Annotated in this window: 17 protein-coding genes; 8 read left to right on the forward strand and 9 right to left on the reverse strand. The window is 61.0% G+C overall.

Going from position 1 to position 19,069, the window contains the following annotated elements; genetic code table 11:
• The first annotated feature begins 146 nt into the window (after window positions 1-146).
• A complete protein-coding gene (locus BD293_RS18965) occupies window positions 147-1,124 on the forward strand; it encodes an IS5 family transposase (protein ID WP_142084997.1) in 978 nt (325 codons plus the stop codon).
• Window positions 1,125-1,568: 444 nt separating this feature from the next.
• Here the strand turns inward: BD293_RS18965 and BD293_RS23625 are convergent, their stop codons facing one another.
• The 9 genes from BD293_RS23625 to BD293_RS19015 form a co-directional block, all read right to left on the reverse strand.
• Window positions 1,569-2,099, reverse strand: a complete 531-nt coding sequence (locus BD293_RS23625; protein ID WP_425467951.1) for a hypothetical protein — start codon at window positions 2,097-2,099, stop codon at window positions 1,569-1,571.
• Complete coding sequence (locus BD293_RS18980) at window positions 2,074-3,060, reverse strand: hydroxymethylglutaryl-CoA reductase (RefSeq protein WP_246086399.1); 987 nt, start codon at window positions 3,058-3,060, stop codon at window positions 2,074-2,076. Before BD293_RS18980 ends, BD293_RS23625 begins: the two co-directional genes overlap by 26 nt.
• A 78-nt stretch (window positions 3,061-3,138) precedes the next feature.
• Window positions 3,139-3,966 (reverse strand): sulfite exporter TauE/SafE family protein, encoded by an 828-nt coding sequence (locus BD293_RS18985; RefSeq protein ID WP_142084999.1) that lies wholly within the window; start codon window positions 3,964-3,966, stop codon window positions 3,139-3,141.
• Window positions 3,963-5,060: a molybdenum ABC transporter ATP-binding protein gene (modC, locus tag BD293_RS18990; protein ID WP_142085001.1), complete on the reverse strand. Its 1,098-nt coding sequence runs from the start codon at window positions 5,058-5,060 to the stop codon at window positions 3,963-3,965. Before modC ends, BD293_RS18985 begins: the two co-directional genes overlap by 4 nt.
• Window positions 5,060-5,728, reverse strand: a complete 669-nt coding sequence (gene modB / locus BD293_RS18995) for a molybdate ABC transporter permease subunit (RefSeq protein WP_142085003.1) — start codon at window positions 5,726-5,728, stop codon at window positions 5,060-5,062. The genes modC and modB overlap by 1 nt, the downstream gene beginning before the upstream one ends.
• A 3-nt stretch (window positions 5,729-5,731) precedes the next feature.
• Entirely contained in the window at window positions 5,732-6,517 is a 786-nt protein-coding gene (gene modA, locus BD293_RS19000; RefSeq protein ID WP_142085005.1) for a molybdate ABC transporter substrate-binding protein, read from the reverse strand.
• A 64-nt stretch (window positions 6,518-6,581) separates the two neighbouring features.
• Window positions 6,582-6,953 carry a winged helix-turn-helix domain-containing protein gene (locus BD293_RS19005; RefSeq protein WP_142085007.1) on the reverse strand — a complete coding sequence of 124 codons (372 nt, stop codon included), beginning with the start codon at window positions 6,951-6,953 and terminating at the stop codon, window positions 6,582-6,584.
• A 290-nt stretch (window positions 6,954-7,243) separates the two neighbouring features.
• Window positions 7,244-8,488, reverse strand: coding sequence for a M20 family metallo-hydrolase (locus tag BD293_RS19010; protein ID WP_142085009.1), 1,245 nt, complete (start codon window positions 8,486-8,488; stop codon window positions 7,244-7,246).
• The gene (locus tag BD293_RS19015) at window positions 8,481-9,143 is read right to left on the reverse strand and encodes a DUF1028 domain-containing protein (RefSeq protein ID WP_142085011.1); all 663 of its coding nucleotides are present in this window, start codon (window positions 9,141-9,143) and stop codon (window positions 8,481-8,483) included. The genes BD293_RS19010 and BD293_RS19015 overlap by 8 nt, the downstream gene beginning before the upstream one ends.
• A gap of 103 nt (window positions 9,144-9,246) precedes the next feature.
• Between BD293_RS19015 and BD293_RS19020 the strand changes: the two genes are divergently transcribed.
• The 7 genes from BD293_RS19020 to BD293_RS19050 all read left to right on the forward strand — a co-directional run bounded on the left by BD293_RS19020 (window position 9,247) and on the right by BD293_RS19050 (window position 19,068).
• Complete coding sequence (locus BD293_RS19020) at window positions 9,247-10,824, forward strand: ABC transporter substrate-binding protein (protein ID WP_142085013.1); 1,578 nt, start codon at window positions 9,247-9,249, stop codon at window positions 10,822-10,824.
• 75 nt (window positions 10,825-10,899) lie between these two features.
• Window positions 10,900-11,847: an ABC transporter permease gene (locus BD293_RS19025; RefSeq protein ID WP_142085014.1), complete on the forward strand. Its 948-nt coding sequence runs from the start codon at window positions 10,900-10,902 to the stop codon at window positions 11,845-11,847.
• A 13-nt stretch (window positions 11,848-11,860) separates the two neighbouring features.
• Window positions 11,861-13,723: a dipeptide/oligopeptide/nickel ABC transporter permease/ATP-binding protein gene (locus tag BD293_RS19030; RefSeq protein WP_142085016.1), complete on the forward strand. Its 1,863-nt coding sequence runs from the start codon at window positions 11,861-11,863 to the stop codon at window positions 13,721-13,723.
• Complete coding sequence (locus BD293_RS19035; protein ID WP_142085018.1) at window positions 13,720-14,673, forward strand: ABC transporter ATP-binding protein; 954 nt, start codon at window positions 13,720-13,722, stop codon at window positions 14,671-14,673. The genes BD293_RS19030 and BD293_RS19035 overlap by 4 nt, the downstream gene beginning before the upstream one ends.
• Window positions 14,642-15,415: a FadR/GntR family transcriptional regulator gene (locus BD293_RS19040; protein ID WP_142085020.1), complete on the forward strand. Its 774-nt coding sequence runs from the start codon at window positions 14,642-14,644 to the stop codon at window positions 15,413-15,415. Before BD293_RS19035 ends, BD293_RS19040 begins: the two co-directional genes overlap by 32 nt.
• Before the next feature lie 708 nt (window positions 15,416-16,123).
• Window positions 16,124-16,639, forward strand: coding sequence for an Hcp family type VI secretion system effector (locus BD293_RS19045; RefSeq protein ID WP_142079274.1), 516 nt, complete (start codon window positions 16,124-16,126; stop codon window positions 16,637-16,639).
• A 314-nt stretch (window positions 16,640-16,953) separates the two neighbouring features.
• The gene (locus tag BD293_RS19050) at window positions 16,954-19,068 is read left to right on the forward strand and encodes a type VI secretion system Vgr family protein (RefSeq protein WP_142085022.1); all 2,115 of its coding nucleotides are present in this window, start codon (window positions 16,954-16,956) and stop codon (window positions 19,066-19,068) included.
• Window position 19,069: the final 1 nt, after the last annotated feature.

Raw genomic sequence — 19,069 nt, forward strand, 5'->3', positions numbered from 1 at the left:
GCATCACCTGCCTGCCATGCAAGCGCATCCTGATCGGCTTGTCTTTATTGATGAAACCTCCGTCAAAACCAACCTGACCGGCGTTGTTGCATGGACCCTACGGTTTCTGTTAGGAGGCCGTTTCCCTGATCGATTGGATAGCGTTGATGCCGCATAAATTCAATGACGGCCGCCGGCACAAATTCGAGAAGAAGCGGTACCGCATTACGAACTGGGCTGACTATAACGAAAGCCTGCGTCGGCGGGGCGATGTAACAATTTGGCTAAGCCCCGAGGTTGAAGCTGCATGGCGTGCAGAGCGCCGCAAGACACGGGGTGGCCAGCCAGTTTATTCTGACCTGTCTATTGTGACCTGCCTGACACTTGGCATCGTTTACAACCAGCCGCTGCGCCAGACCGAAGGGTTTGTAGGCAGCCTGGTGAAGCTCATGGGGCTGGATTTGTTGGTGCCCGACTACTCGACCCTGTCACGTCGCGGGGCCGGTTTGATCTTGCCAATGAAAGCGCGCGCGTCGACGGATGGCCCTATCCACTTGGTGGTAGATAGCACGGGCCTGAAGATCTTTGGCGAAGGCGAGTGGCTGGAAAACAAGCACAAAACAAAGGCCAAACGCAAATCCTGGCGCAAGCTGCATCTTGGGCTGGACCTTGTCACCGGCGAAATTGCCTGCTCTGAACTGACCACCGATGATGTGGGTGATCCCACCGCCTTGCCAGAGCTTCTGGATCAGATTGACGGGGACGTGACACGCTTCATCGCCGACGGCGCCTATGACGGCGACCCGACCAGCGACTTGCTCGTGAAGCTGTTTGGGGTTGATGTCGAGATCACTATTCCGCCTCCCAAGACTGCGGTTCTCAGCGCCGAGGCTGTGGGCAATCCAACGCTGCGCGACCAGCGCATTGCCGCAATACGCACAGGCGGGCGTATGGCCTGGCAGGTGAGCAGCGGATACAATCAGCGCAGCCGCGGTGAAACACAAATGGGTCGCTGGAAGATGGTCATCGGCCCCAAACTGAAAGCGCGCAGCTTTCCCAACCAGAAAACCGAAGCCAGGATCGGCACCTACATTCTGAACAAGATGACTGAGCTTGGCCGTGCCAAGTTCGAGGTCGTCGCTTGACCAAATGAGCGGGTAAGGGCAAACTCAAACCATCGTAGGTCCGTGCAACAACGCCCAGTTCCTGCATCTCTGGGTCATCGTCGATGCCCAGCATTGTCATGACATCGGCGCTTTCGCCCATGTCAAATTCTGTCCCGTCCAGTTCAGCGCTAAGCATGGAAAGTGCTTCGTTGTCATCGTCGCTGGTGGTGGTAACGCCCAGTTCCTCAAGGATCTGGTCAAGTTCATTATTGAGACTGTCATGTTCAGTGGACATTTATCTACTCCTTTTGAAGGGCTTCAAAGTCCAAAGGTGCTAACATCCCCACCTTTGGTAAGATCAAAGCTAGGAATGACGCGTTATGCTCGCGTTATGCTCGCGTTATGCTCGCGTTAATGTTGCGTTAAGAGTAACCACCCGATTTGACTTGCAGTTACCCATAAGTGTGGTGCGACGAGTGTGCTTCACCCGTCAGTCTTGGTCTTGCTCGAAATGACCCGATCATGATTCGTCATGTGGCACCAAATGATTGAGGTGCAGACATGGGACAGACTTGGGTGGAAACGGAAACTGCCGGATGCGATCTGGGAGATGTCCGACTGAACCGGCGGCTCGAAGCAATGCTCCAGGCCCTTGGGCAACGGCTGGGAGAATCGCTGCCGACGGCGTTTCAGGACTCCCAAGTTCAGCAGAAAAAACGCTAAGTGATTGATTTTGTTTGTAGCGATTTCTGAAATTGCCACAACATGACGCGTGTTACGCGGGTTTTGAGACGTCTGCAGACCCGCATCTGGAAAAACAGCAGCATTGCCACAGCGAAGCCTGCCGCAAACGCGCCCCATCCCGGCAACGGCCGCCCTGCCATCTCGGCGGATACGCTGATGCTGGCGGCGGAGAAAACCGCCAGCAATGGTACTGTCCTGACCAGCGGAAAACGATCTTTCTGATAAGTCCAGAGTGCCGCAAGGTTCATCTGTGGCGCGCCAGATTTTCATGCGCACGCGTGAAATGCCCTGCCGCAATCGCCGCCACAATCGAGATTTCACCGCACAGGCATGTTGCGGCCACCACTTCGGCCAGCGCTGCCCCGTGCCCTGCGCCTTTCAGCCCCAGGATGTTCAGACCCGCCGACTGGCTGGGCAGCGATGTGCCCCCGCCGACCGAGCCTACCAGAATGTTGGGCATGGTCACGCTGCAAAACAGATCCGCGCCGCGGGCTTCCATACGGGTGATGCCCATGGCGCTTTCGGCAACACAGGCAGCGTCCTGCCCTGTTGCGATATAGAGCGCCGCCAGCCCATTGGCGTAATGTGCCTGTGCGCCCAATTGCCCGGATAGATGCGCCCCCAGATTTGCGACCTGCCCATAATCAAGCATGTCCTGAACGGTTGTCCCCAAGATGCGTTCCACCACATCTGCCTTCAGCGTGACCGACGCGCTGACCTTGCGCCCGCGCCCCGTGACCAGCCCCAGAAACGAGGCTTTCTTGTCACCGGAAAAATTGCCCTCGATATACCATGCTTTCAGGGGCACAGGGCAGCGCGCGACGATATCATCGCACAGGGCATTCGTGGCGATTGTCACCATGTTCTGCCCCGCCGCATCGCCGGTCGTAAAGCGGCAGATCAGGAACACCACGTTATTGTCGATCATCGGCTCTACGGATACCAATTTGCCATGCCGTGTCGTGGCTTCCGCCGCCGCTTTCAACTGGTCCACGTTGGTCACGACCCATTCGACGAACAGCCCTGCATTCAGCAGGTTTTCCAACACAAATGCCGGTGTGCGGATGACCCCTTCATACAGGATTGCCGTGCTGATGCCCCCCGATTTCGTGGCGGCATAGGCCCCGCGTGCATAGGACGCGACCAGCGCCGCCTCGGTGGTGGCCATTGGTACATGGAAATCCCCATGGGCGTTCAACCCATTGATCCGCAAAGGGCGGATTGCGGTCATTCAGTCTTCAGTCTTTGATCGGTTTTCGATCCCGAGACCAGACACTCGTATGTCGGCAGAGACAGTGTCCTGACTATGTCATGGACCTGAAGATGACGACGCTGATGATAGATGCCGGAACACACTCCAGGCCGACCAGATCAGGATGATCCCGAGCCCGACCTTAAGCGCCTGACCGGGCACTACACCGAGCGCCAGCGCCCCGAGGATAGCACCGAGGATAGAGCCGGCGCACAAAGGAAGGATGGTGGCGCGCCAAACCACCCGTGCGCGCAGAACCGAGCCCGCCCCAAAATGCCGCGTCAGCCCGACTGTGATCGTTGGTATTCCCACGAGTATTGACATCGATCCTGCCACCTTCACATCGACGCCGAAGAGAAGGATAAATACAGGGATGATCAACTCGCCACCGGCCACACCCAGAAGGGATGAAACGAGGCCGATCACCACTCCGCAGGCGGCGGCAACAAGCAAGGTCAGAACCATACCTTCGCCGACGAGCCTGATTGGTTCAGCCACGAACAGACCTTCAGCGATCAAGATGCAACCAAGCCCAACAAGCAGGAGCAGAATCAGGCGCCCCAGCAACTTATCCGACGTGTGGCGCAACCATCCCGCGCCAATCCATGCAGCTGACATTGATCCCGCGAGCATTCCCATCATCGCCGGAAGATGCGGCAGGATGTCGGACACTGGCACGGTGGCGGCCCGGAACGGAAACGCGGCAGCGAGCACGAAGAGGCTGGCCACCAGATTCACGGCCACGGCCTCGCGCGGCGAAAAGCGCAAGGCACCCACCAGCGCAGGTAGGCGGAACTCGGCACCGCCAAGGCCGATCAGCCCGCCCGCCCAGCCTGCGGCCGCACCAATAGCGAAGGAGAGTACGGGGCGGCTCGGGCGGGTCATCCGACATTGCCCTCATGATAGGTGCGCGCAACATGATCACGGGCAATCGACATGGATTTCAGGATTGCATGAACTTTCTCACCCGGCTGCAAAGCCATCTGTTCGGCGGCACGACGTGTGATGCGGGCAAGAATCTCGTGATCGCCAATGGCGACATGGACTGTGACGGCTGGCCCCTTGCCTTCAACGATCTGTGCGACCGTGCCTGCAAGGATATTCTGCGCCGACAGCCCTTCTGGCCGCGGCCGCGACAGGATAACCTCATGCGCCATGATGCGCACGCGCAACCGCGTTCCAGGCGGGCCCTCCACTCCGGCCAAGAACAGCGGCCCGGTCGCCGCATCAAGGCGGGTCAGGCCGTCAGGAAAATGCTCGGCCACGACAGCAGGCAGCATCGCCGCGACTTCGCGGATGCCCATGGCGCGCAATGCGTCCGGATCGGCCATGACTTCGGCTGTGGTGCCGGTTCGCACAACCTGCCCTTTCTCGATTACCACCATGCGATCCGCCAACAGCTGCGCTTCGTTCACGTCATGGGTGACCAAAACCACCGGCATGGCCAAGTGGCGGCGCAGGTCGATGATCTCGCCATAAAGCTTTTCGCGGGTTGCGCGGTCGACCGCAGAAAACGGCTCGTCGAGAAGCAACGCTTGGGGCTGTCGCGCCAATGCGCGCGCCACGGCCACCCGCTGCTGCTGGCCGCCTGACAGCTGCCCGGGCTTGCGGTCGGCCAGACCGTGCAGGTTCACCAGATCGAGGATGCGTTCAGCCTCGGCCCGGTCCTGCGCGTCCATTGCCGCCATCACGTTCTGCGCCGCAGTCATGTGCGGAAACAGCGCGTAGTTCTGGAACACGATCCCGACCCGGCGCCGATGCGTGGGCAGATCAACCCGCCCGGCAGTGTCCAGCCAGGTCTTGCCTTCCACCGAGACCCGCGCCGTCTCAGGGCGCCATAGCCCAGCGATGGTGCGCAGGAGCGTGGTCTTGCCCGATCCGGAATGGCCCACCAGTGCCAATAGCTCGCCCGGTTCAACCCGGAAAGCTACGTCGAGCGGAATCGGCGCCTTGGCCCTTACCATGACCTCCAGCGCCATCAGGACAACCTCCGGCCGATGCGGGCCGACAGCCCGTAGGTGATGGTGATCGTGAACAGGCTGATCGCGACCAGCGTGGCCGACATGATCGCCGCGCCCCGGTTGTCAAAGCCCTGCACCCGGTCGTAGATGGCGATGGCGATGGTCTTTGTCTCGCCCGGGATCGACCCGCCCACCATCAGGACGATGCCGAACTCGCCGAGTGTATGGGCAAAGGTCAGCACCATCGCGGTCATCACCCCTGGCCAGGCCAGTGGCAGCTCGATCTTCCAAAGCGAGGCCATAGGGGACATCCCGCAGCACCGCGCAGCTTCGCGCACCTCGACGGCAATAGCCTCGAAACCCCTCTGTGCGGGCTGGATGGCAAAGGGCAGGTTGAAGATCACACTCGCCACCACCAACCCCTCGAAACTGAACACCAATTGGCTGCCAAAGACCGACTGCCACCATTGACCAATGGGCGAGTTCCGCCCGAATGACACCAGCAGGTAGAAGCCAAGCACTGTCGGCGGCAGCACCAGCGGCAGAATCACCAACGCCTCGACCAGCCCCTTGCCCCGGAAATCCCGATAGGCAAGGAACCGGCCCATGAATATGGACACTGGTAGTAGAATTGCGACAGTCCAGGCGGCGAGGCGCAGGGACAGCCAGAGTGCGGTCCAGTCCATGCGTTACTCGCCTTCGGGCAGGGCAAAGCCGTAGCGTTCCATGATCTCGCGCGCGATAGGCTCCATCAGATAGGCATAGAAGGCTTCGGCCACGGGGCCTGCGTTGCTCAGAAGCGCCATGCGTTGGCGCAGCGGTTCGTGCCAGTCCTCGGGGATCAGGTCATATTTGCCTTGGGGGGCAACCTGTGGTGACAGCGCCAGCGAATAGGCGATGATGCCGCCTTCAGCATTGCCGGACAGCGCGAATTGCGCAGCCTGGCTGACATTCTCTCCCAACACCATGAAGGGTTGCAGATCATCCCACAGCCCGCGGGTGATCAGCGCCTCCCGCGCGCGCATGCCGTAAGGGGCGTGGTCTGGGTTGGCGATGGCGAAGCGGGTGATCTGGCCCGCCGCAAGCATCTCGGCCAGATTGTCCATCTCGCCGTCGGGCGTCAGGGTCGAGCCATGCGGCACCATGACCACGATCCTTCCGATGGCATAAAGATCACCCGCGTCGCGGGTCAGACCTTCGGCATGAAGTTCCGCGATGAATTGCTCGTCGGCGGCCATGAAAATCTGGAACGGTGCGCCTTCACGGATCTGCCGGGCGAAATTGCCGGTCGAGCCCATCGACAGCCGCACCCGCATGCCTGTCTCAACCTCAAAAGCGGCGGCGATTTCCTCGATCGCGAACTGCAGGTCCGAGGCCGCCGCCACGACCGGAGCATCGTCCTGCGCCAATGCGGGGCCCCACGCGAGACCAAGGGCCGCAGTGGCGGCGAGGACAAGTCGGCGGATCAAGAACATCGGCATCTTCCCGTTGATATGTTTTTGAAAACATATCGTCAGAAGATGTCCGATCGGTCAACCGTTATCTTTCTTCGGGAATATCCCTTAGCAGGGCCTGCATCGCTGAAATTCGGGCCGCGCCTGCATTACGTGCATCTGACTCGAAGGCACGATAGAGACCCAGAACCTCGCGCCCGAGATCGGTCAGCACCGCGCCACCACCGCCCGGTCCGCCGCGCGTGCTGTCCACAAGCGGTTCTTTGAACATGGCATTCAGCGTACCGATCAACTGCCAGGCGCGCTTGTAGCTCATGTCCATCTCACGGCCTGCACCTGCGATGGAGCCGCAGCGATCAATCCGTTCAAGTAGCTCGGCCTTGCCAGGGCCAATCATCTCTTCATCCCCAAAGATGATGCGGATGCGCAGACGGGGGCATAAGGTTTCATTTTTCATGAAGTCACATTCATCCCAAGACCGCCAGTTTGCAAGTAGCTGAAAGTTGGAACACATCCTTCAAACAAGAAAGGGTGAGTGACAGTTTTAGGGAAGCCGCACCGCGCTACGCCTGCCAAGCCGACCGGCAGCTTCGGGCCGACCTCGACGGCGTGACCGTCACTTCGCGAGGGGCGGGAAGCGGGCTGTGGTGGTGTGGATGCATCTACATAAACCTGCAAAGCGGCCCTTCCTCGGCCCAAGGTTCGAAGTCATCACACGCTGTCAATAGTATTGACGATACCCGGGTCTTATGGATGACAAGCGGACGGCTGAAGCTGCAGCAGATACCGTTCAAGCGCCGTGATTCCGGATGACATGGATGCTGCAGGCACATGCTCGTCAGGATGATGGCTGACGCCGTCGCGACAAGCGGTGAACAGCATCCCTACGCGGCAAAGCGCCGCCATGGCCGAGGTATCATGCGTCGCGCCGGATGCCATGTGCTGTGCCCCCCCCCGATCGCTTGGCTCGACGGTTTTTGACAAGCCCTCGATGATCTGTGGGGAACAGGGGGTTGCCGGTTGCGCGTAGGTCCGCGCGATCTCCAATACCAGCCCCCGACGGTGCGCGATGTCATGAGCGGCTTGCGTCAGTTCTGCCCCGGCTTGCGCGCGCATGGCATCCTCGGGGGCGCGGATCTCTAGGGTCAGGGCGACCTCGCCGGGGACGGCATTGACCACGCCGGGGCGAACCTGTAAGGCCCCGACCGTCGCAAGCAGCCCGTCGGTTTCGCGCGCCAGTGATTCTGCGGCCAGTGTCAGTTCCGCGGCACCCGCCAGCGCATCGCGGCGCAGATGCATCGGCATTGTGCCTGCATGCGCGGCCTTGCCGGTCAGCGTGATCATGTGCCGCTCAATCCCGCAGATGCTGGTGACAATACCGATATCCTGTGCAGCGGCTGCCAGCACGGGGCCCTGTTCCAGATGAATTTCGACCCAGCCGAGAGTCTGAGAGGGCGCGCGCCGCAGCCCCGGCAGGGCGTCGGGGTTCAGCCCGAAATCTTCCATCGCGCGGCGCAGGGTGATGCCGTCGTGGTCTTGCAGATCCAACGCAGTCATGTCGAAGGTTCCGGCAAGCGCGCGCGGCCCCATCAGCGCGGTGGGAAAGCGCACGCCTTCCTCATCGGCGAAGGCCAGAACCTCGACCGCGAAAGGCAGCGTCACCCCATGCTCGCGCAGCTTCATCAGCGCCAGCACGGGCAGGACCACGCCCATGATCCCGTCGTAAGCGCCGCCCTCGCGCACCGAATCCTGATGCGACCCCATCAAAAGCGTAGGCACGCCCTCTGGTCCTTCCATCCGCCCGATCAGCGTGCCTGCGGCGTCCAGATGAACCGCAAGCCCTGCCTGTTGCATCAATTCGGTTAGCACGGCGAGCGCGGCGCGGTGTTCAGGGGTAAAGGGCAGGCGTGTCACGCCGGGGCCCGGTTCGGAACAGGCGGCCAAGCGGTCCAGCCAGTGCTGGGCCAATTCACCCCATTTAATGTCAGTCATCGCAACGCTCCGGATCATTGCGGGTGGGAACACTGGGCAACCATGCGGCATAGGCCCCGCTCTGGCTGCGCCGGTAAAGGTCGCGCAGGTCAGAGATCGGGTTTTCCGACCAGTCCACACGCAGGGTCAGCGGGGGCGCGTCGTCAGAAACCACCAACAGCGCTGCCGATTGCAGGCCGCGCGTATCCCCGCCCGCAGCTTCTGCCGCGGCGATGGATGCCAGCAACCGCTCGGCCAGATCGCCGTACGCGGCAAGGAATGTGTCGCGCAGGGCTTCCAGCACCTGCGGCCCTGCCAACAGATTGCCCGACACCACCAGCCCGGGCGCAACCAGCGATCCGCGCCATTCAGTGTTTTTCGAGCCAGTATGACAGGCCGTGCCGCCCGCGCCGTCAAGCAACGCAAGCTGCCGCCAGTCGCGTCCGGCATCCTGCCCGGTCACAGTCGAAAGCGCCTGTTCGGCGCCGTCACCTGCCCGCATCCGCTCCAGCGCATCTTCGCCCCACATGGTCGACGGTGCTGCCCCTTGTGACGCCGACATTCCGACGCGCGAATCGCCCCGCAAGACCCAGCCACCCACACAGAGCGACCCGGTTGCCGCCGCGCCGCCAAATGCGCCGGTGTTCAAATCTTGTGCAAGAATCGAGAAAGTCATCTGTTTGTTTCCCCTGTCTTGTCCAATTATCATGAAAATTTTGACGAATGCAAATTATCATGATAAATAGGGGGGAATAAATCACCAACAGGGAGTGCCAAATATGGCTTTTTCATCACTGACCCGTCGCGGCTTCGGGGTTTTGGCCGCCGCATTGCTCGCCAGTTCGGCGCTGGTGGCGCCTGCGACGGCCCAGACCCCTCCGGGCGTGCTGGTCGTAGGCCAGATCGCCGAGCCGCAGGCGCTGGACCCCCATGCCGTGACTGCCGTGAACGACTTCCGCATCCTGATGAACATCTATGACGGGCTGGTGCGCTACGCATCCGGCACGCTGGAAGTCGAACCCGCCCTGGCCGAAGAATGGGAGATTTCCGACGACGGCACCGTCTACACCTTCGCCCTGCGTGATGGTGTCAGTTTCCATGATGGCAGCGCGTTCAATGCCGAGGCCGTGGTCTGGAATTTCGAGCGGATGCTGAACGAAGATCACCCCTATCACGAAACCGGGCCGTTCCCGCTGTCGTTTTTCTTCAGCGCGATCGAAACGGTCGAGGCCGTCGATGACCTGACCGTGCGCTTCACGCTGAGCGAACCCTATGCGCCCTTCCTGTCGAATCTGGCCTATCCGACCGGGCTGATCGTGTCGCCCGCCGCCGTGATGGAACATGGCGCGGATTTCGGGCGCAACCCTTCGGGCACCGGGCCCTTCCGCTTTGCCGAATGGCGCTCGAACGAGCGTGTGGTTGTGACCCGCAATGAGGGTTACTGGGACGGCACGGCAGGCACCGAAGCCGTGATCTTCCGCCCTATCACGGATGCCAATACCCGCGTGGCCGAAATGCTGGCAGGTGGGATTGACGTGATGGTGGAAGTGCCACCTGTTGCCGTGTCGCAGTTTCAGGGCGCGCAGCACACGGTCCACGAACAGGCCGGGCCGCATCTGTGGTTCCTGATCCTGAACGCGAAGGAAGGCCCCTTTGCCTACCAGCGCGTCCGGCAGGCCGCGAATTACGCGATCAACAAGGAGGCGCTGGTGAATGACGTGCTCGAAGGCACGGCCACCATCGCCGCGGGCCCGACACCGCCCGCTTTCGCATGGGCCTATAACGAGGAGCTGGAACCCTATCCTTACAATCCCGACCGCGCGCGCGAGCTGATCACCGAGGCCGGGGCCGAAGGGGCAAGCCTGACATTCTATGTGACCGAAGGCGGCTCTGGCATGCTGGACCCGATCCCGATGGGCACGGCGATTCAGGCCGATCTGGCCGCCGTGGGCTTCGATGTGACGATTGAGACCTATGAATGGAACACCTTTCTGGGCCGCGTGAATCCCGGTCTGGAAGGCAAGGCCGACATGGCGCAGATGGCCTGGATGACCAATGACCCCGACACGCTGCCCTTCCTTGCGCTGCGCACGGATGCCTGGCCCGAAGCGGGTGGGTTCAATTCGGGCTATTACTCGAACCCCGAAGTCGATGCGCTGCTGGAAGCGGCCCGTGTCGAGACTGACCCGGACGAGCGCGCGCGGCTGTATCGCGAGATGCAGGTGATCGTGCAGGAAGACGCGCCCTGGGTCTTTGTGGCGAACTGGATGCAGAATGCCGTGACCTCGGATGCGGTCGAGAATTTCCAGCTTGAGCCTTCTTTCTTTCTGCTGCTGAAAGACGTTGTGAAGAACTGATACAGGTGAAAGGGCGCGCTGTCGCGCGCCCTTTTTTGAGTATTTTCAGCAAGATGAAACAGCAGGGGGGCGCGGATGGGTGGCTATATCCTGAAACGGCTTTTTTCGGCCATTCCAGTGCTTCTGGGGATCACAGTGATCGTGTTCCTGATCATGGCGATGATTCCGGGCGATCCGGCCACGGCTATTCTGGGCAGTTACGCGACGCCCGAGAATGTCGCGCGTCTGAACCGGCATCTGGGGCTGGATGAGCCGCTCTGGCGACAATATTTCATCTGGCTGGGCAATCTGCTGCAAGGCGATTTCGGGCGCTCCTTCGTGCTGAACCGGCCTGTTCTGGACGAAATCCTTGATCGGTTTTCGGCGACCTTGATCCTGGCGGGGACGGCCTTTGTGCTCTGTGCACTTCTGGGCATCCTTGCCGGAGTTGTCTCGGCGGCGCGTCAATACGGGCTGGCGGATAAGGCGATCACCTTTGTCGTGATCCTGGGCATTTCGGTGCCGTCGTTTTTCCTCGGCATGATGATGATCCTGCTGTTTGCTGTGCAGCTGCGCTGGTTTCCGGTGTCGGGGATGTATTCGATCTGGGGCGGCGGTGATCTGCCGGACCTGATCCGCCACCTGACCATGCCCGCGCTTGCGCTGTCGGTCGTGGCCACGGGCGTTGTCGCGCGCCTGTCGCGCGGCGCGATGCTGGAAGTGCTGCGGCAGGATTTCATCCGCACGGCGCGCGCCAAGGGTGTGCATGAGCGCCGCGTGATCTGGGGCCATGCGCTGCGCGCCGCGATGGTCAGCATCATTCCGGTGCTGGGCATTCAGGCAGGGTTCGTGCTGTCCGGCGCGGTCTATATCGAGATGGTGTTTCAATGGCCCGGCGTGGGGCGGATGCTGGTCGATGGCATTCTGAAACGCGACATTCTGCTGGTGCAGGGCGGCGTTGTGTTCATCGCGGCCTGTTATGTCGGCTTCAACATCATCGTCGATGTGGCGCAAGCCTGGCTCGACCCCCGGATCAAGACATGAGGGGGATCAAGACATGACCCTGTTCCTGCGTCTTCTGTTTCGCAACAAGCTGGCGGGGTTTGGCGCGGTCGTGCTGGGAATTATCGTGGTGCTGGCGTTGCTGACGCCTATCCTGCCCTTGCATCCGCCGAATGAGACCAACACCGCAAACCGCTTTCTGCGCCCCTTGTCGGACGGGCATCTGCTGGGCACCGACCATCTGGGCCGTGATCTGCTGTCGCGCCTGATGTGGGGCACGCGGCTGTCGCTGGCCGTAGGTTTCGCGGCGGCTCTTGTCGCGGGGCTTTTGGGGGCGGCCATCGGCGTGATGGCGGGCTATTTTGGCGGGCGCACGGATAACGTCACCATGCGCGGCATCGATATGCTGATGGCATTCCCCTATATCCTGCTGGCGCTGGCGATTGTTGCGGTGCTGGGGCCGGGCTTGCTGAACGCGCTGATTGCGGTCGCGGTGGTGAATATCCCGTTCTTCGCGCGCAACATTCGCGGGGTCACTGTCGGCATCGCGCATCGCGAATTCATCGACGCGGCGAAGCTGGCAGGCATGGGGCACACGCGCATTCTGCTGACCGAGGTCGTGCCGAATATCGTGCCCGTCGTGGTGATCGCCATGTCCACCACCATCGGCTGGATGATCCTTGAAACCGCCGGTCTGTCCTTCCTTGGTCTTGGCAGCCAGCCGCCGCAGGCTGATCTGGGCTCGATGCTGGGCGAGGCGCGCTCGGCGCTGATCACGGCGCCGCATACATCCATCGTGCCGGGTGTGATGATCCTGCTGATCGTGATGTCCGTCAACCTGCTGGGCGACGGCATCCGGGACGCACTTGACCCGCGCCTGCGCTCTGGTGCGTTGGCGCGGCCCATGGCCACGACGCGGGTGGAACGGGCCGAGGCCCCCGCCCCCAAGGGCGAAGGGCTGTTGCGCATTGACGATCTGGAAACGCAATTCCATGTCGGCCAGCGTATCTACAAGGCGGTCAACAAGGTCTCGCTGGATTTGAAACCCGGCGAATGTCTGGGGCTGATTGGTGAGAGCGGTTCGGGTAAATCGGTCACGGCGCTGTCGGTGATGGGGCTGGTCGCCTCGCCGCCCGGAGTAATCACCGGGGGCGCTGTGCGGCTGGAAGGGCGGGATCTGATCGGCGTGCCCTATGAGTTACTGCGCAGTCTGCGCGGGCGCAAGGTGGCCTATATCTTCCAGGATCCGCTCTCGACCCTGCACCCGCTCTACCGCATCGGCGATCAGTTGATCGAGGCGATCCGCGTGCATGAACCCGTCAGCCACGCCGAGGCGCACAAGCGCGCGGTTAAACTGCTGGAGGATGTCCGCATCCCCAATGCTGCTGCGCGTGCGAAGGCTTACCCGCATGAACTGTCGGGGGGCATGCGCCAGCGCGTGGGCATTGCGATGGCGCTGGCCAATGATCCCGACATCATCATTGCGGATGAACCCACCACTGCGCTGGATGTGACGGTGCAGGCGCAGGTTCTGGCGCTGCTGGATGATCTGCGCCGCTCGCGCGGTTTGGCGATCCTGTTCATCACCCATGATTTCGGTGTGGTGGGCCAGCTTTGCGACCGGGTGGCAGTCATGTATGGCGGGCGCATTGTCGAGGCCGGAGATACCGCCGATGTGCTGGCCGCGCCGGCCCATCCCTACACCAAACGCCTGATTGCCTGCGTGCCGGAACTGGGTGCCGGGCGGCGAGTGCTGGCCGCGATTCCGGGTCTGCCGCCCGCAGTGGACCAATTGCCTGAAGGCTGCGCCTTTGCCCCGCGTTGCGACAAGGCGCAGGCCGCTTGCCGCGCGGGCGAGATTGATCTGACAGGCGAGGCGCGCAAGGTCCGCTGCCTGTATCCAGAGGGGGCATCATGAGTATTGCGCTGACGACCACCGATCTGGCCAAGTCATTCGATATCGGCAAGCGCCTGATCGGCCCGCCGCGTGCGCAGGTTCATGCGGTGCATCCGGTCTCTTTGCAGGTGCAAACGGGTGAAACACTGGGGATTGTCGGCGAATCCGGTTGCGGCAAATCCACGCTTGCGCGGATGCTTGTTGGGCTGTTGCCACCCACTTCGGGCAGCATTGAAATCGAGGGCCGCGCGCTGAATCGCGCTGATCCGGCGGCGTTTGGTCGGTTGATCCAGTATGTGTTCCAGGACCCGGTTTCCAGCCTGAACCCGCGCAAGACGATCCGTCAGATCATGGAAGTGCCGCTGCGCCTGCTGCACGGGCTTCGCGGCAAGGCGCTGGACGACCGCATCGCGGAACTGTTCGACGCGGTCAATCTGCGCCCCGAATTCCTGACCCGCTACCCGCATGAATTTTCCGGAGGACAGGCGCAGCGCATCGGCATCGCGCGAGCGCTCGCGGCCAGCCCGCGTATCCTGATCCTTGATGAACCCGTCTCGGCGCTGGATGTGTCGGTACAGGCGCAGGTGCTGAACCTGCTGGCCGATCTGAAAGCCGAATTCAACCTGACCTATCTGTTCATCAGCCATGATCTGGCCGTGGTCGAGGCCGTCAGCGACCGCATCGCGGTGCTGTATTTCGGATCGGTCGTGGAAACCGGCCCTGCCGAAAAGGTCTTTGCAGCACCGCGCCATCCCTATACCAAGCTTCTGGCGGACTCGGCGCCGGTTGTGGGCCGCCCGCTCGGGGGGGCGCAATCGGGCGAATTGCCGGACCCGCTGAACCCGCCGCCGGGTTGCGCCTTTGCCGGGCGTTGTCCGCGTGTATCGGACAAGTGCCGCGCAGAAGTGCCAAGATTGCGCGCGATCGAAGGAGACCAGTTTGCCGCCTGCCACCACCCCAGAGAAATATGAACGCCTGTCTCGACCGCAACAAGTGGCCGAGGCGATCAAATCCTGGGTCGTGGCGAATGGATGGGGGCCAGGTCATCGCCTGCCTTCGGAACTGGAACTGATTACACGTTTTGGCATGGCCAAGGGCACGATTCGCGAAGCCATCCGCATTCTGGAAGCTCAAGGGTTGGTAAAGTCACGCACCGGGCCGGGCGGTGGCGTCTTTGTGCATCAGGTGTCCGAAGAGCGGGCCATGGCGCTGTTGGGGAACTACTTCTACTTCGAGCACCTGACCATCGATGATGTTTACCAAATCCGGCAGGCGCTGGAACCTGAACTGGCAGCAAGCCTTGCAGGCCGCCTGAACGATGGCCAGCTTGCCGCGCTGCAAGATGTTATGGCCTGTTACGCCGAACCAGCTCGCACTGCCGAAGAAGAGCGTGAGCAGCATGTTGAGTCCCTGAGATTTCATGCGCTTCTGGCCGAAATATCGGGCAACCCGCTGCTGCGATTCCTGATCCGGTTTACCGCCAACATGCTGGCCGAAATCACTGTTTCGCGCCGTCTGTATGCTCAACCGAACCGGGAGTTGTGGTCGTCAGGGCTTGATTACCAATCCCAATTGATTGCGGCCTTGCGCATGGGCGACGCTGTCGCGGCCCGACAGATCATGTCTGAACATATGAAAAATGCGCACCGTCTGATGCAGATGCAGGAAACAGTTCTAACCCAACGGTTCTTGCCCGAGAGTGAGATCATCTAATCTCATCCCGGTGACCTGATCGGAACTACGAATTCAAGTACCAGCAGTTTCAGCCGAGCGCTACAGATGGCACGAAGGGCCGCTTTAGGGGAAGCCCTCTGCTTTTCCGACAGGCGGCTTTGGGCCGGGCACGACGACCCGCGGGTCGCCTTCACAACGGGCGGAAAGCGGACTGACGGCAGTGCGGAATTGCGCTTGCAGCATCTGATGAAAGCGGCCGGTCGTGGCGGCACTGGCCTGCAGCGCCGGGCACGCGGTTGGGTGTCAAAGCTGTAAGTGTCGATCGATTGGAGTGATGTGGACACCGAGGCGGATGTTAGGTCGTCGTGATGCGACAGTTGCTATGCGCGCAGGCTGCAAGTCAGGGTGATGATCGGTGGTTTTCGGGGTGGTTCGAATCACCTAGCGGTGTTCGTGCTATACCCCCTATAATTCAATGGCTAAACTACCGCCTTTTTGGGCTGTTTTTTGGGGTAGCATAATACCTGCGGGCGGAAATCCGCCCGGAGGGGTCAAAATCGGGCGGATTTTCGCCCGACCAAGCGGTCGAAAGTTCAGCAATATCGTTTTATTACAGCCGCTTACAGGATGTGCATTTTTTTGAAGATTTTTGTTGATTTTGCTCAAACTTCTGGCGGACCGTTTTGGCTCAGCGTGCATCCAAACCCGCGATGCGACTGATGTAGCGTGTTTATAAGGAGACTTCCCATGCCAATGCCGGCGTATCTGACCATTGAAGGCGAAACCCAGGGCCTGATCACCCAAGGGGCGACCACATTTGATTCCATCACCAATGAATGGCAAGCAGGCCATGAAGACGAGATCATGGTGCAGGCGTTCTCACATGCGGTGATCACACCGCGCGACCCGCAGTCGGGCTCACCCACGGGCACCCGCATCCACCAGCCCTTTACCTTTACTTGCACGCTGAACAAATCGGTGCCGCTTTTGTACAACGCGCTGGTCACCGGCGAATTGCTCACCAAGGTCGAGCTGAAATGGTACCGCACCCAGGCATCCGAGCAGGTGCATTTCTTCACCACCGCGCTGGAAGAGGCTTTGATCGTCGATATCAATTGCGACATGCCACATTGCAAGGACATGACCTCCAAGGATTACACCCAGCTTGTGCAGGTCAAGATGACCTACCGCAAGATCATGTGGGATCATGTGGTCGCGGGCACATCCGGCTCTGATGACTGGCGCAATCCGATCCAGGCGTAATTAGCAACCATTTGATCCGCCTCAGGCATTTCCGCCCGAACCAACCCACTATTTCGGCTCGGGCAGAATATCTTGCACTTGGCCACGCTTAGGCTGTGCAGGGCGCTCCTTGATTGCTATCGGGGAGGACGTGTGAGCGTTACAAGTTTGACCGGCATGTCAGCGGATCTCGTAACGCCCCGTTCGGGGCACACTCCTCCGGCCCTGTCTGTGCATGTGGCGCAGATGGGGCCGGAACCACCCTTGCGGCGCTCCCCTGAAGCTCTTGGAGTGGCCACAGCGGCGGGTGTAATTATGATTAGAGGAAAGTTCAGATGGGTGCATTCGAGACGATATCCAGCCTTGCGCAGCGGTTTCTGGATCAGGATCAGGATTTGGCCTTCGGGTTTGAAGCGGCGGCGGGGCGGTTCACGGTTGTGGGGTTCTCGGTGCAAGAGGCGATCAACACGCCCTTCGAGATCGTTGTGGATCTGGCCTCATTGGACCCTGATATCGATCTGGCAGCCCTGCTGGATGCGCCGGCCTGTCTGGGATTGTATAGCAAATACCAGACCCCGCGTCATTTCCACGGGATTGTCACAGATGCCATGCGCGGCGATAGCGGGTACCGGCGCACCTTTTATACGCTGGTGCTGCGCCCGAGCCTGTCGCGGCTCGATCATGGCTCGGATTGGCGCATCTGGCAGGATATGACCGTGCCCGAAGTGGCCGCGCAATTGCTGTCCGAACAGGGCGTCACGGATGTGGATTGGCGGCTGGATGAGACCTATCTGCCGCGCGAATATCTGACCCAGGCGGGCGAGACCAACCGCGCGTTCCTGGAGCGCATTCTGGCCGAGGAAGGGATTTTCTACGCCTTCGCCCATTCGCCCGACGGCCATAAGCTGATCGTGACCGATGCGCCGCTGGCCATGCCGATGATCGCCGATCCGGTGCTGGCCTATAATGCCAATCCCGGCGGGCAGTCGCGCGGGGTCTGGGTCAGCCGCTTCAGTCAGACCGAGCGGCTGCGCGCCTCGCATTATGCGATGGAGGATTACACGTTCCACAACCCCCCCGCCGGGATGGGCACGCTGGCCGTGGGCGAGCGGCTGGACGGGCTGAAAGGGCGCTACGAGCATTTCGCCTATCCCGGCCGCTACAAAGACCCCGCCAGCGTGGGCAACCGCTTCACCCGCCACCGGATCGAGGCTGAGCGGGTCGATGCCACCACTGGCGCGGGTGAGACGAATTGCCTGCATTTGAACGCAGCCTTCCAGATGACGCTGGCCGCCCATACTGACCCGCGCGCCAATAGCCGCCACCGGCTGCTGGCCGTGTCGCATTCGGGCCAGCAATCCGCCGCGCTGGAAGAAGATGCAGGCGACGCGCCCACGACCTATTCCGCCAGCTTCGTCACCCAGCCCGGACATCTGCCCTATCGCCCCGCAGTGCCGCGCAAACCGGTGGTGGACGGGCCGCAAATGGCCGTGGTCACCGGCCCCCCCGGAGAAGAGATTTATTGTGACAATTTTGGCCGCGTGAAGGTCCAATTCGAATGGAATCGCCACACACCTGCCGACGAGCACTCCAGCTGCTGGATCCGCGTCAGCCAGAACTGGGGCGGAGGCGGCTGGGGCCATATGGCCATCCCGCGCATTGGCCAGGAAGTCATCGTGGATTTCTTCGACGGGGATGCCGACCAACCCATCATCACCGGCCGTACCTACAACGCCCGCAACCGCCCTCCTTACAAACTGCCCGAACACAAGACCCGCATGACCATCAAGTCCGACACCCACAAGGGGACAGGGTTCAACGAGCTGCGGTTTGAGGATGAGGCCGGGCGGGAGGAAGTGTTCCTGCATGCGCAGAAGGACCACAATACGATCATCCTGAACGATGAAAGCCATTCTATCGGGCGTGACAGGTCAAAATCCGTGGGCAATGACCAATCCGAGGCAATTGGCAATGACAAGACCATTTCCGTGGGCCATGACCACACCGAGACTATTGGCAATGATGCGCGCCACAGCATCGCAAATGACGTGACCTATAGCGTCGGCCAGAACCAGATTGAGGATTACGGCAAAGACCATATCCACAATGTAGGCAATATCTACAAACAAGATATATTTGCCGATCACCTATACCAGGCTGGGCGTCATTTCGACGGTCAGGTGAATGGTGATTACAAGCTTGAAGTCGGCGCATCGATCACGACCAATACCGGCCAGCACAAACTGATGGCATTCGAGAAATTCGAGATTTCCGGCCCGGGCGGCAAGATCACGATTGATGCCTCCGGCATTACACTGGAAGCGGCCCAGATCAACCTGAAAGGGGCGGTCAGCATGGGCGGGTCCGGTTCGGCGCAAGTGCCGACCTTGTCGCTGGCAGCGAATGACGCGCTGCCATTGGCCGAAGAATGCCCCAAGGACAAAGGATAAG

This window comes from Roseinatronobacter monicus, assembly GCF_006716865.1.
Taxonomy (GTDB): domain Bacteria; phylum Pseudomonadota; class Alphaproteobacteria; order Rhodobacterales; family Rhodobacteraceae; genus Roseinatronobacter; species Roseinatronobacter monicus.